Raw genomic sequence first — 14,549 nt, forward strand, 5'->3', positions numbered from 1 at the left:
CTGGCTAGCTACTTCTTTGAATCAGTGACTTGAATTCATCGTAATTCCGAATGTAGTCATCCGCATCATAGTAGTGGGATGCGAAGACCATTAGCACGGCGTCAGCAGAGTAGCGGTACTGGATGCCCCATGTCATAGGTGGTAAGTGAATACCGACGTTCGGCTTGTCTAGCACGAACTCTTCTCGATTTACCCCATCGTCTGCTACGACGTGAACGGAACCTTTGACCGCGACCAGGAACTGATGGCAACGGCGATGTGCATGCTCCCCGCGGGTTTCAGCGGTAGGTACGTCATAGACCAGAAAGTAGCGCTCTGTCCTGAACGGCACGGAGCGCTCGAACTCTCCCGCTGACAAACTCCCGCGTATGTCTGCAACTTCGTTCATTGTGTGCAGCGTGACGCCTTTCACGGATGTTTGAAGTGAACCGGGTTTATCTGCCTGCTGCATGCCTTCAACACTGGCGGTAACCGGCTTGGCGTCAACATACCCGATGATCTTGGCGGGATTGCCAACCACGATTGCATTAGGCGGCACTGAACGGGTGACAACGGCGCCGGCGCCAACCATCGCGTTTATGCCGATGGTAATACCGGGCAGAATAGTGCAGTTAGCGCCCAGTGAAGCACCACGCCTGATGATCGTGCGAGCGAATGTCTCTGGATAGACCTTGCTGCGAGGAAAGAGGTCATTAGTGAAGGTCGCGTTAGGGCCAATAAAGACGTCGTCCTCGATGGTGATGCCATCCCAGACTTGCACGCCGCACTTCAACGTAACTCGGTCGCCGATAACCACGTCGTTTTCGATGAAAACGTTATCGCAGACGTTGCACTCGCTGCCCAGTGTGGCGCCAGGCAATATGTGAGCAAACGCCCACACCCGGCTCTCCTTGCCAATTGTTTCCGATTCGCACAGCGCGTGGCTATGGACGAAGAAATCCCTAGTAGTGCTCATGCCTGTCTCCAAAATCTTCAACCCGCATTGGAATCGCCAATGGCCGGTTCTTTGTATTCTCGTAAGTGCGCCACGCATAAGAGCCAACGATACCGAGTCCCAAGAGATTCAGGCAGCCCAAAAAGGTGATCGCGAGCATTATCATCGCGTATCCAGGCACCTCAATCATGCCATCTAGCTTGGCAATCAAGGTGAAAACGCCAAATAGCGCCGCCAACGCAGATCCGAAGGCTCCTACGCGGGTTAGCAGTCTGATGGGCAAATCAGTGAATGAAAAGACACTGTCCATCAGGTAATTGACTTTCTTGCGTAATGTCCAGGCCGACTTACCGTGGACTCGCTCTTGGCGAGTATAAGTGACAACCTCGCGGCGATACCCTAACCAGAAAATCTGCGCAATCAAAGAACTGTGACGTTCATCCAGAGTGAGCAATGTGTCTCTGAATGCCTTGTTGCACGCAAACATGTCAACGCCGCCAGGCGGAATCTCAGGTATTACGTAACGGCGATAAAGGCCCCAGAAAATCCTCGATGCCGTACGCGTTGCCCATGGATCCTGACGGCCCTCACGTACTCCAACCACAACGTCGATATCCTGACGCATCAGAACACGGTTCATTTTCAGAACCAGCTCTGGAGGTTCTTGCAAATCCGCAGCCATCACCGCAAATCGATCGCCACTGCCATTCTGCAGTCCGGTGCGTATTGCCATGAACGAGCCGAAGTTGCGAGATAGCAAAATGAGCTTGGAGCGGAATGGCTGCAGCGGCAGTTCTGCCCTAAGAATCTCGTAGCAGCGGTCGGGGCTGCCGTCGACGACGAACACGACTTCCAGATCATTGTGCAGCTGCACGTTGAGAGCCGACACCGCAAGCAGCAGATCCGGCAAGTTGCTCTCGTTGCGGTAGACCGGGATGACCAGCGTCAGCAAAATTATTGCTCCTTTGAGAAGTAAGCCGTTACTGACTCAATGACGCGATCCACTTCCTCATCCGTAAGGCCTGGGTAGCAAGGCAGCGAAATCACAGTGTCACAAGCCTGCTCTGTGACAGCGAGAGAATTTGTTGGTGAAGCATGGTACGCAGGTTGTCGATGGTCGGCGATTGGATAGTGAATATCGGTGTTGATCGATTTCTCTTTCAGTGCCGCTGCGAACTTCGCGCGATTGTTGAGGCGTACCACATACAGATGGGCAACGTAGTCTTCAGCGGTGAAGGACGGCAGTTGCATATCCAGCGATGCAAATGCGGTGTTGTACCGTTGAGCAATTGAACGGCGCTGAGCATTCCACTCGTCAAGGAGGGGTAATTTCACGCGCAGTATTGCAGCTTGCATTTCATCCAGTCGGCTATTACGGCCACCAGGAATTGCGACTTCATACTTTTGTGACCATCCATACTGACGTAACTGGCGAATGCGGGCGGCGAGCTGATCGTCACGAGTGACAACGGCACCGCCGTCGCCCAAAGCACCGAGGTTTTTGGTGGGGTAAAAGCTGAAGCAGGCGATGTTTCCGAAGCTGCCTGCCTGCTTGCCATTACGGCGAGCCCCATGGGATTGAGCGCAGTCTTCCAGCACTGGCACACCTGCAGCCGATGCAATGCGCACAATCTCTTCGATGTTTGCCAGTTGGCCGTACAGATGTGTGACGATGATTGCTGCGGGTTTGGTATCAATGACTAATGCTAATGCCTTGGGACACATGGTCAATGTATCAGCGTCAACGTCAATGTATACCGGTTCTGCGCCGATCGCGTGGATCGCGGTACTGCTATAGAAGCCTGCATTGGCGATCGCTACGACGCGGTTGCCCTGCTCCACACCCAGCCCGCGAAGCGCCAATTCCAGCGCTTCTGAGCCGTTTGCGACGCTCACGCAATGCTCAACGCCCACATAGCTCGCGAATTCTTCCTCAAAAAGCTTTACTTCGTTGCCAAGAATGTACCAGTGGCTATCCAAAACTTTTTTAAGAGGCGTGACGAAGTCGATGCCTGCGTTTGCCTTGGTGGCGGAGAAAAGAACAATATTTTCCATGGTATGTCCGAATCAGGGAATAGGGTGAGCGGCTTTTTCACACGCGTCAGGCATAGGGTAAAGCTTAAGAGAAGAGCTTAAAGTAAAAAGCGTGATACTACAGTCCGCTGGCTTCGTCGCGGTAGTGATCTGGCCCGAAAAGCCAGAGAGCAAAGCGTCTTGTCGCCCCAGAGCTTTCACGACGTCGGGCCGCTTTTGATTGAACCTAAGTGCGCCGATAACCTTGCCGTTCTGACTCGCGATCAAGAATTCCGGGCGCTCGCCGGTGTCGGTCGGAAAGCTCCAGCCCCTTACCGCCCAGCCTTTATCTGTTCTTCTGATTTCATCAATGCTGCCGACTGTCGCGGTGTTGCTCGTCGCGGGCAAAAGCAGAGTGGCGTGTTCAATCGCGGGAATCATCGTACGATCGACGAGGTCCGCCTCACTCAGCGTTAGTCCCAGATCGGTCGTAGATTTGTCGCCTGCGGCCAGAGCCTCCTGAGCGAAGCGCCCCAAGACGGAGTTCTGGGCATTGGATAGTGAAGTTATGTTTTCCTTCCACGTGGCCATGTTAGCTGCGGCGAGAAAAAGAAAAATGAGCAGCAGAATTACGGACATTCTCTTTTTTAACGCGTGAGACTTATAGCTACGCATGCTCATGGTTTGTCCTCTCCAGTATGCGTTGAGTCGTTATGGATAACAGAAAGGCGAGGAAAGGAATGGTGACAAACAGGTATCTGCCTTGAGGCTGTGGAAGAGAGTTCTGCGACGCAATGAGGCTTAAAAGGATCATGGCTGGATACAGGCCCAAAATCATGACGACCGGGAGGACGAAGTTCACCACCATGTCTTTACTTGACTCTGACTTGCCCATTCGCCTGGCTTGGTACAGCGAGGCTAACACTGCCAGTAAGAATATTGAGGCGGCAACAGGGTAGTAAATACTGGGAATAAAAATATTCATCCACCCTGTAACAGAGAAATAGCTTCTGAGCGTCAAACCCAGCCAGGAGAGTAGGTTGCTGTAATTGAGCGTTTGACCTCCGCAAAAAATATAGCAGGTGCCAAAGCCTGCTGCAGGATTAGTCTTATGCATGTTTACAAAGTCGATCTGCCCAGAGACCCCCGATATCTCTCCATAGCTTGAATAAACAAGCAGCAGCATAGGGGCAGCTACCACGCTGGCAGCGATAATCGATGTAGGTAAGTGCACAAACAGGCGCTTATTTTTGAATGCTCTGTTAGTCAAGAGATTAACCACCACAAATACAAGTGCCGGTAAAAAATACAGTTTTGCCATCAGCATCATCCCGATGGCGAGACCTAGGTAGAGCGCCCTTTTCCGCGTTGGTGAATTTATAAAACTAATCGATGTGCTCAATAAAAGAGCAATGCTGGTCAGCCCATAGCCGTCGCTGTTGAAGTACGAAAAGACAAAGGTCACTTGTGGGATAAGTGAAATGCAGGCCGCGATTAATGCCGAGATTAGGAGAGGAGAACCTAGGGAGCGCGCAGCGCGAAATAGTGAACTAATGAAAATCCCGCCCAAGATCCAGTTGAAACTCCTAGCCCCTATGTAGAGCACGTCGGCAGGCAGAAACCACGCGCTGATTTTTGTCGTGATCCAAGCACCTAGCACGTGCGGGAAAGGAAGTCCGTGGTACCAGAATTCGCCGGGTTGCCATGTGCGCCCTGAAATCAAACCAAGCAACGGCTCTCGAGGCTCCACGGCGGACGGTAGTGTGTGGAACTTATTCAAAAATTCCAGCAGGAAAAAATGAGTCGATTCATCAGGTGCGCCATTGAATGCGATTCCTATCGACCAAGCACAAACCAAGATTAAATAAAAGGCTGCCAGCAAAAGCTGGCAGCGGAAGTCATTTAGTCCAGGGGAACTGTTGGTGATCTGTGGCTGAAGCACTATAGAAGCCCTGTAAAGTTTGGAAATCTTTATTTATTTATATCTTGACTCTCGGAGGCCACGCCAAGCCGAAATCTTCGTGATCAAGTGTAAGATTTGGATTGTACGTGTAGTCTTCCTGGATTTTGGGCCAGCGCGCTTGAATGTACAGCACCTCTTTGGAAAACCGCTCCTTCTTCTCGGGCGTATCTTCCAGACCTCGGGTTGCTGATTCGTGATGGTACAACTCGGCGAAAGGGGTCCAGACGTTGATGTAGCCCGCCTCCTGCACCCGTAAGCAAAAATCAACGTCATTGAAGGCGATCTTCAGGTTTTCTTCATCCAGACCGTTGACCTGCTCGAAGATTGATTTTTTGATGATCAGGCAGGCTGCAGTGACGGCGGAAAATTCCTGAATGAGCGAGGCCCGGCAGAAGTACCCATAATCACCCTTTGGCAGATATTTATGAGAGTGGCCAGCCACTCCGCCAACGCCGACGACCACACCACCGTGTTGCAAACGGTTGTCCGGATACCAAAGACGTGCGCCCACCGCGCCCACATTGGGTTGAAGAGCGATTGACACCATCTCATCAAGCCATTCAGGGGTGATGACTTCAATGTCATTATTTACAAGCCCGACCAGCTCACCGCGTGCCAGCTGTACAGCCTTATTGTTGAGCGCTGAGTAATTGAACGGACCGTCATCACGCATTACGCGGATGTTTTCCTGCTGATCAAGCTCCGCGAAGTACTCCAGCGACACCGGATCATCGGATCCATTATCGATGAGAATGATCTCGTAATTAGGGTATGTCGTCAGTTGTTCGATGCTGTCGATGCACTGCTTGACGAGCGCATATGCGTTGCGGGTAGGGATGATCAATGAGACCAGCGGGGCTACGGTAGGCTGCATGTAGCGTACGCGATACATACCCATCGGAAGGAGTTCCGTAATACCGATGTTGCCTTTGCGTTGCAAGTGTTCGTCTAGTGCCTTAACGCCGGCCAATGCTGCATATGGCTTTTCACTGCCTCCGAGGGCTGTGCTGCCGGAGTGAATCCGCCAGTGGTAAAGAACTCGAGGTATGTGAACGATCTGGTCACGCTGCAAATGCTCTGCGCAACGCAAAGCAAGATCGTAATCCTGTGCGCCCTCGAAACCTGGGCGGAACCCGCCTACTTGCTTGACCAAATCGAGCTTATAAACGCCCAAGTGGCAAACCATATTTTGCGAGCGGAACAGGAATTCATTCCAGTCAGATTTGAAGTAAGGCGAACTACGCTGGCCCGAATTGTCGATCTTGTCTTCATCGGAGTAGATAAGCCCGACGTCAGGATTGTCGTGAATGGCTCGCGCTACCCAGTACAGCGCGTTTTCGGGAAGCAAATCGTCATTGTCCATCAGGGCGATGAATCTGCCCGATGCCAACTCCAGCGCCGAATTGCTGGCGTTGGAAATATGACCATTTTCCTTACGGAACACCACTTTGAAGCGGCGATCCTGCTTTTGCAATGATTTAAGATACGCAGTGACCTCAGGGTCAGAGGATGCGTCGTCCGCGATACAGAGTTCCCAGTCTTTGTACAACTGCGAGCTAATGCTATTGACTGCCTCACGCAACATAGAGAGCGGAGGGTTATACACGGGCATGATGATCGAGATAAGCGGTTTGGATTTCCACTTTCGAATCTCCTCATTGATCCTCCAGCGAGCGCTGTCATCCATGGTGTCGTAGTACTTAACCCAAGTCGAATAGTCGTGACGGTTGAGTACCTCGCGGGTTTCCTGGCCCACGAACTCAAAATTGCTTGTCCCAGCGATCCAGCGGACACGTGCTACCAGCCCCGCGGTGCCCTGCTGGCGCCACACGGCAATAGCCTTGCGGATTGTATTTTGCAATCCGCCGCCCCGACGTATGACAGAAGGCAAAAGAGAGGACGCTTTCTTTAGACGACGAGCGATTCTTTTGGCTTTGCGGGCAGGGCCCATTGCTTTCCAGCTCGCAGACGACTGGATGGCTATAAGGTGCAGGTTGAGATTATGGATATGCGTGTCTTTCTCGACCTGCTGTACGCGAAGCTGTTCTTCCAGATTTCGGATGTGAACGTCTTTTTCTGAAAGCGATTCCTGCCATTTATCCAAGGTGGCCTGAAGCGCTTCGTCTTTCAGAGTAATCTGGTCGCTGAGGGCCTCAATGATTTGAAGCCGCTCCTCCTCGGAGTTAGCGTTGTCCAAAGCTTTTGATCCGATGAGCTCTTGCACTTGCAGGTCTTTCGCCTGTAGCTCCAACTGCTTTTGATCGGTCAGCACCTGAATCTGCGATTCGTGCTCCTGAACCATCCGCTGACGCTCATCATGCAGCTCGCGGAGCTTTCTTTCCTTCTCGAGCAGCGATTGGTTCAGCTCGCTTATGGTGCCGGTGCTGCTCACTGAGGCTTTTACAAACTCCAGGGCATCTGCGATTTCTTTGTTCGAGCCGACGATGAGGTCGAGTTTGCTTTGCAAGTCTGCGTGTGGGCTAAGGAGCCCAGATTCATTTAGCACGTTGATCTCGTGAGCCAGTTGCTCTTCCGTGAATATAGTGAGGCTTACTTCCAGCTCAAGCGAGTCTGTGCCTTGGAGCGATTCACCAGTCAGGGGAAGCGTCACACTAGGGTCATCACTCAGCGCCAGATAAAGCGTGTCATTCCCCAGCTGGGCGATCTTCACTGCGAATGCGGCTACAAGGGGGTCGTTGATATCACCTTGCCATTCCCAGACCGGTTCTGAGCGAGAGTATACCGTGATGGCACCAATGGAAAACCCTTGCCGCTGATTCACCGGGTCGAAACGTAGGATCCTGCATGCTGGTAGCTGGTCCGGAAGGGAGAACCTCACGCGCTGCTGCCCGTACTCTACTTTCTGGTGCAGCGCCGATTGCTCTGAGAAATCACCATTATCGTCGCTGATGTACAAGCTCGAATATTTAGGTGGAGCCGCATTCGCTCCACCCACTTTGTGAATATGGGCTTCGGGTGCCCAGTTTAGAAACTGGTCGGCCTTGGCTCCCGTCACCTTCTCCTGAAACACAGCCTCCATGGCGATGTATCGATCACAGTCTTCTGAATTGATGTTCAGTCCGGCACTGGCTAATAGCTTGGTGACAAATTCTTGCCTGCTGAACGATGCTGCGCTCGGGTAGAAAGGGTTAGCGGCAGCCATAAGCAATAAAAGCGCACGCATCAACAGATGGCCAAGTTCAACGCCGTCCATCATCTCCCATTCGACATCAATCAGCTGCGGGGTGCCGTCCGCTGTAATGACAATGTTTTGTGGGACCGCGTCTATATATTTCCCAGGAAGCACGGAATGTACGGTGCTTAGGTCCTGGCTGGCTCCATCATCTGCGAGCAGGCTTTTGAGCGCGAGGATATATTCATTCAAAAACGGCACGAAACTCTCGATGTTCCAGTCTCGGCGTGCGGCGATATCCAGAAACTCAAGGCTCAGAACCTTGCCACTTACATAGGTATCGATCCTGGGCAGCACGTACCTGAAGGAATTCCCCGGCTCTTCATCAACCGGATGGCGTTCGGGCTTGCCCAGTTTCCTGTATTTGACCTGGATGCCCTGCGGTGTGTTGACGAACAGAGACTCCTTGCAATAACGGGTCCTCCTGCCAGTGCTGTAGTGATAAGCGAGAATGTTCTTCGCCAATGGCTCGCTCGTCTGGCAGGCAGCGACAACCAAGAACGAATTCGCAAGGTCCATGCCCAGTCGATTGTTGACGACTACAGGCCAAGCCTTTTCAAGGTTGAATGTGGTTGCTTCCGGCAGCTGAGGGTCTTTCTTCACGTTCTGCCAAGCTAGTGCGGCTGCGTCAAAGCCGGTGCACTTGAAGCCCGACTCGGTAATGATCGAATTAGGTAGCTTGTAGTCAGGACTTGGAGCCAGAAACTCTGATGTCGCGAAGCCTGCTGACGCGATAAGCCTTTCAAGTTCGCTTTTGCCGAAGGTCTTTGGTTGACCATGTTCATAACGGCCTTCGATACCGTACATGGTCACGCCAATATGGTCTTCTGGAGCGCCTGCGAAATATTTCAGACCCAGCTGATTTTCGATGGCGATGAAAAGATGGCCGTCAGGCTTCAACAACTCCCTGATCCGCATCAACATAGCGAGCGCCGGATCTGACGCGCTGCTGAACATGCTCGCGTACTCGAGGACACCGATGAGGGTTACTACATCGAATTTTTCCTCTACCTTGAAGTCGTCAAAGCGTTCGGCGAGTACGGTTACATTGGGCAAGTCACGTGTCCGACTTGCCGCAATGGCTGCTCTGCGCGGGCTCCCTTCCAGGCAAAGCAGATCGGCTCCACATTCACCCAGATACCGGCTAATGGCTCCGCAGCCTGCGCCGATTTCAAGAACTCGACCTTGGAGCACGTGCTCGAATGGCCGGAGAATGTTTCCCCGCGTGGAGCTTAGGTGGTAGAGCTTTGCCCAATCAGTGCAGTACTGCGGTAATTCATCGGATAAGACCGAAACGTCATCAGCTTCGCTAATGATCTTCGCCAACTCCGTTTCAGCATCATCGCCGTCGCTGTAGGCAATCCCTTGGAAATCAGAGCGCACCCACACGCCAGTAGCGCTGTCTTTGGTATAACCATATTGTTCTAGTGTATGCATCGTGGGCTTACCGGGTGATTTCCATGGTGAGAGCTAGATCGATCAGGCCCAAGAGTCGGGGCGTTGGCTCAACGACAAAGTGAATGGAGTCGTATCGACGGTCATGAGGAACAATTTCTTCGCCTTCTCTGGAGGCAAGACCGATAGAAATGAAGTAGTCGCCGGTCGCGAGCCTGTTCTTGAACTGCAACCGTGCACGGACGCGAGCGCCGGCCTCAGCCATCTCCCGGGCTTCTTGGCAATCAAGGAGATAGGAGTTTGTGCCGTAAACCGTGACGCCTTCCTTTGTTTTGATCGTGAAGCCTAATATGGGATTTATGATCTGCTGACTAAAGCTGAATGCCAGCGTTAGCGTGATGTCATCGCCTGGCTCGACGCTGCTGGGGTAAGATTTCCCGGCGGCGCTAAGGTGGAAGTCCGTAAGAGTTGCACCACCGTCGCCCCAACGGTACTCATGTTGGTTGTAGCCAGGTCGAGTGCTATATACATCCACGTCGTGAGATAGCGAGAGCTCATCTGTCGGAATTTCGGTGACATTCGCTGGCGCTAGCGTAACTTCGGAGCCTGTGGCTAGTGTTTCGCCCTGTTTTTCTCTGCCGAAGAGAATATCGGTATATCGGTTAACAACAGGACGTGATTCACCGATCATTTCCACGCGACTTTTTTCCAGCAGAATGGCGCGGTTGCAGTGCGTCACAACCTGCTCGCTGGAGTGAGTAACGAGCAGAATGCTAGTGCCGTTTTCTTTCAACTGCCTTAGACGTTCGAAGCATTTAGCCTGAAAGCGTGCGTCGCCAACGGATAACGCCTCGTCCACTACCAGGATTTCAGGCTCAACCTGTGCCTGAACAGCGAACGCCAGCCGAACCGCCATACCGCTTGAATAGGTTTTAACAGGGTGGTCGAGAAATTCCCCGATATCTGCAAAGCCAGCGATGGCATCAAAGCGCTCATTCACTTCATCACGCGTCAATCCGAGCACGGCCGCGTTCAGATACACATTTTCACGGCCCGTAAATTCGGGGTTAAAGCCTGAACCAAGCTCTAGAAGTGCAGCGATGCGGCCCCGTGTCTCGATTTCGCCCAAGGTCGGCGTTAGAGTCCCGCAGATGATTTGCAGCAGCGTGGATTTCCCCGAACCATTGCGGCCAACGATACCTACGGTTTCGCCTTTTCTGACATCAAAACTAACGTCACGCAGCGCCCAGAACTCTCTGCCATAAGTAGTGACCTGATCGCCAGCCCAGCGTTGGAATCTAGGGACGATAGCCTGCTTCAAGCGATCGTGAGGTTTGTCATAGCTATAAAAGCATTTGGAAACGTTACGAACGCTGATAACCGATTCATCAGATGACATCAGCGAATCCTTTGCGTGTTTTTTGGAAAAACCAAAAACCGACAGTTGCGATCAGCGCACCGACCGCAATTGCGATGGCTAGGCTGCCCCAGTCTGGCAAGTTACCAAAGAGCAGCACGCTCCGGCTCTCCTCAATGATGTACGTCAGCGGGTTGAGCTTTAGCCATGGCTGGTACGCGGCAGGGAGTGCGGCCACAGGATAAAGCACTGGCGAAAGAAACAGCAGGACGGTTGTCAGAACGGTGATCACATGGCCCACATCTCTCAAGTAAACGCCTAAGGATGCCAGTAGCCAGCTGATCCCCAACGTAGCGAGGATCAACGGCACAAGTATCAAAGGGAACAGCAATGCGGTCCAAGACAGCGTGCCCACGATCAGGAGTTGAGCGATCAGCAAAACCAAAAGGCTAATGCAGCTATGGAACAGCGCGGAGCCGAGAGTGATAACTGGCAGGATCTCCAGCGGAAATACCACCTTCTTGACGTAATTGCTGTTGCTCATGACGAGAGAGGGCGCGCGATTGGCGCATTCGGCAAAAAGACCGTGAACGATCATCCCCACAAAAAGCAGAATCGCGAAGCCGCCCTTGCCGGTATCAACGCCTACCCAGCGCGATTTGAAAATCTCCGAAAACACGAACGTGTAGACGGCCAGCATCAGGATTGGGTTGAAAAACGACCACGTCAATCCCATGACGGAGCCACGGTAACGCCCGATAACCTCTCGCTTTGTCATCTGCGAGATCAACGATCTGTTTTTCCAGAGGCTGATCGCGAGGCTGACAGGCCCCGCTGAAGGACTGAGATGAGGGTTCACTATGGGAACACCTCAGCTTCAGGCAAATTCACAGCGACGGCGTCTTTTGCCGATAAGGTTGGCTGACCAAGGTACGGCCATTGGATCGCCACGGTAGGGTCGTCCCAGGCAAGGCTGCGTTCGTATTCGGGCGCCCAATAGTCAGTGGTCTTGTAAAGGAACTCTGCGCTTTCCGAAAGGACAACGAAACCGTGGGCGAAGCCCTCAGGTATCCAGAGTTGAGAACGGTTGGTCGCACTCAAATGCACGCCTACCCATTTACCGAATGTGGCGGAGCTGCGGCGTAGGTCCACAGCGACATCAAACACCTCCCCCTGAGTGACGCGAACGAGCTTGCCCTGAGCTTGCTGAATTTGATAATGCAGGCCACGCAGTACCCCCTTGACCGATCGGGAGTGGTTGTCCTGTACGAAACTTACTGGACGGCGGACCGCCTCCTCGAAAACCATCTGGTTGAAGCTTTCGTAAAAGAAGCCGCGCTCATCACCGAAGACGTTGGGTTCGAAAAGGACAACGTCCGGAATGGCGAGGGGGGTGGCTCTCATTGCTTCTGTATCTCCAATGTACGACCAGGGCCGGGGTTATCGGCTCCGCTGGTGAAAATAAAAAACTGTCTTGAAATGCGCCCCGCGCGCCAAGCGGCACGGGCCGCTGAACATCCCTGTTCGATAAGCCGTCGCGCAATGAGGGCGGAGCTGTTTGGTGTACGCGGTGAGTGGGCATCAGAAGTCGCGGCTGTGCCGGATCGCGTACACCCCTAGAGCCCGATGCCATCCAACAAAGCGGTCATTGCAGGTGTTCTGCAGAACGCGCTTCGGAGTGCGCTGGCCAGTGATCACGGTTTGCCAAATGACTTCTTTCTATCCTGTGCTGGTTTTGTGCATGGCCCTCAGACCGCAAAGCGCATCACTTGTTCTGTACATCGGCGGTTTGGGTAAGTAGCAGCGTGTGATGACGCGGCTTGCAGGCGGCAGATTATCACACCACGACTCTGGCCCGGCCGCTGACCGCCCGTGCGATTCTTGGCATATTGGTGCAAGCAAAACGCTGGCGAAGGTAAGGTTTTAACGTTCCGCCTGCAAGAGTATTTCAGCTGCCAATAGCAATTCGGAAATTTCCGACACTTGTCACACCTTTCCCATGCATGCAGCAAGGTACAAGCTCAAGCTGCCTGCAAGGGTTTGCCGGTAGACCCCTGATTTCTTTATCTCGTACAGCCGGGTCGGCAAGCCCAAGCTGCGTCCTCGCTTGAAGTGCATCAAAGTCGTGCGCGCTTCAACCGTTAGCGGCGCATCAATGCTTTCCATGACATGGAGGTTGGCGTCAGTCCAGGCCTGTCGTTGTCCAGACCATAAGCCGCCCAGCCGCCGAACCCGGTCCCTCCACGTCGTTTGAGAGCCGATCAGGTTATTTCCGTGCTGGCGGTAGTCCAGACTTGGCTGGGGATCGTAAATAACTTGTCCGCCACACCCGCTTACCAAAAGATAGGTGAGCCAATCGTGCGCGACCACCCCCATGCTCGGCGGCACTTGCTTCAAGATCCGGCGAGCAGAGTCATTGATAAGCATCGTGTTGGCCCCGGCTATACTCTGCACCAATGCGTTAAAAAAGGAGGGAGGCTTGTGAAACAGAGGTGAATGTCCAATGACACTGCCAGTCTCATTGACCAACCGGGTTCTGGAACAGTAGAGGTTTGGCCGCTCGAGGGGCAGATATTGAAGGGCGGAAAGGGCCCTGCTGAGCTTGTCGTCAAGCCAAACGTCGTCTTGATCACTGAAGGCAAAGTAATCCGCATTTACCGCGCTCCGACGGATCAGAGAGAGAAAATTCTGAGCGAAGCCAGCTCTAGGTCCTTCGAAACAGATGAGGCGCCGGGCACCCCAACGGCTTTGATATTCATCGATGATCTGCAAGGTCGTGTCTGTCGAGCCATCATCGGAGATGTATAAAACCCAGTCGGTGAGGCTCTGTGTTTCGAAGGAGTCGAACTGCTCCCTCAAAAACCGGCCGCCATTGAATGTGCACATAAGGATGGCAATAGTCGGTCGAGCCGTTCCGCCAGAAGTGGTGGAGGCGCTCGAACCTTGTTCTTCAATCTGATCCAACACCAGTGACTGGACCTCGTCCGTTAAGAATGTTGATGAGGCATTTGCCAAGACAGGTCGGTATCTTACCTGCAGCTCGGATTATCGTCAGCACAGACTTGACGTCCGCTACCGCTACCGCTACCGCTACCGATGTCGGGTTATCTCGCAGTGAGCTAATCTGGTCCTCTATAACCGGGAATTTTGTTGTGAAGCATTTAAATCACCTTCGTAGCCCAATCGTCTTAGTGGGCATTCCAGTGCTGATTCTGGGCTCGATTTTCGATCAGCCAGTACTCATCGGGCTCGCTATGTCATTGATTGCCTGCCTGCTCATCAGAACCTGATGTTGAAAGGATGGTGATGGCGCTAATGATTGATTATCTCGCCGCGACATTGCTGCCCCAACCTCGTCATTGCGTTCTGGATTTGTCTGTTGGCTAGCGATGGTGTGGGGCGCTTGTTGAGCCAATGGCCCGGCTCAATGTAAACGAGCAACGGTAGTGGTACGCCATCCCCAACCGCTTCACTATCGAACCGGCATCCGCCGTACCTGAGCGGGGCGAGTGACGGGTCGACAGCTCGTCGGGTCTACAGCCCCGCAACGAATAACATCAGTTGTCCAGTGTCGAGATAGCAGGAAAAGAATCTGAACGCGGAACGCTACGTCGGTGGACGGCTCTGAAGCTGCCGGCCTTAGCCGTTGCCGCACTTCCTCGCCTTCGCAGCCTTCTATCCTCAGTCATGGATT

General features: G+C 53.0%; 10 protein-coding genes. All 10 read right to left on the reverse strand.

All coding sequences use genetic code 11. The features are described 5' to 3' along the window. Nucleotides 1–4: 4 nt before the first annotated feature. Entirely contained in the window at nucleotides 5–955 is a 951-nt protein-coding gene (locus tag EC915_RS18535; protein ID WP_133751974.1) for a WxcM-like domain-containing protein, read from the reverse strand. Further along, on the reverse strand, nucleotides 942–1,892 hold the full coding sequence (locus tag EC915_RS18540) for a glycosyltransferase family 2 protein (RefSeq protein ID WP_133751975.1): 951 nt from the start codon (nucleotides 1,890–1,892) through the stop codon (nucleotides 942–944). Before EC915_RS18540 ends, EC915_RS18535 begins: the two co-directional genes overlap by 14 nt. Next, nucleotides 1,889–2,989, reverse strand: coding sequence for a DegT/DnrJ/EryC1/StrS aminotransferase family protein (locus EC915_RS18545; protein ID WP_133751976.1), 1,101 nt, complete (start codon nucleotides 2,987–2,989; stop codon nucleotides 1,889–1,891). The genes EC915_RS18540 and EC915_RS18545 overlap by 4 nt, the downstream gene beginning before the upstream one ends. A 12-nt stretch (nucleotides 2,990–3,001) precedes the next feature. Further along, nucleotides 3,002–3,628, reverse strand: coding sequence for a hypothetical protein (locus EC915_RS25340; protein WP_256658780.1), 627 nt, complete (start codon nucleotides 3,626–3,628; stop codon nucleotides 3,002–3,004). Further along, entirely contained in the window at nucleotides 3,615–4,889 is a 1,275-nt protein-coding gene (locus EC915_RS18550; RefSeq protein ID WP_256658781.1) for a DUF2142 domain-containing protein, read from the reverse strand. Before EC915_RS18550 ends, EC915_RS25340 begins: the two co-directional genes overlap by 14 nt. A 37-nt stretch (nucleotides 4,890–4,926) precedes the next feature. After that, nucleotides 4,927–9,540 carry a glycosyltransferase gene (locus EC915_RS18555; protein ID WP_133751977.1) on the reverse strand — a complete coding sequence of 1,538 codons (4,614 nt, stop codon included), beginning with the start codon at nucleotides 9,538–9,540 and terminating at the stop codon, nucleotides 4,927–4,929. A gap of 7 nt (nucleotides 9,541–9,547) precedes the next feature. After that, the gene (locus tag EC915_RS18560) at nucleotides 9,548–10,897 is read right to left on the reverse strand and encodes an ABC transporter ATP-binding protein (protein ID WP_133751978.1); all 1,350 of its coding nucleotides are present in this window, start codon (nucleotides 10,895–10,897) and stop codon (nucleotides 9,548–9,550) included. After that, nucleotides 10,887–11,714, reverse strand: a complete 828-nt coding sequence (locus tag EC915_RS18565) for an ABC transporter permease (protein ID WP_133751979.1) — start codon at nucleotides 11,712–11,714, stop codon at nucleotides 10,887–10,889. Before EC915_RS18565 ends, EC915_RS18560 begins: the two co-directional genes overlap by 11 nt. After that, entirely contained in the window at nucleotides 11,714–12,259 is a 546-nt protein-coding gene (gene rfbC / locus EC915_RS18570; protein WP_133751980.1) for a dTDP-4-dehydrorhamnose 3,5-epimerase, read from the reverse strand. The genes EC915_RS18565 and rfbC overlap by 1 nt, the downstream gene beginning before the upstream one ends. Before the next feature lie 582 nt (nucleotides 12,260–12,841). Next, entirely contained in the window at nucleotides 12,842–13,822 is a 981-nt protein-coding gene (locus tag EC915_RS18575; RefSeq protein ID WP_256658782.1) for a glycosyltransferase family 2 protein, read from the reverse strand. Between the last annotated feature and the right edge of the window lie 727 nt (nucleotides 13,823–14,549).

Source organism: Pseudomonas sp. LP_7_YM, assembly GCF_004364435.1.
Classification (GTDB): domain Bacteria; phylum Pseudomonadota; class Gammaproteobacteria; order Pseudomonadales; family Pseudomonadaceae; genus Aquipseudomonas.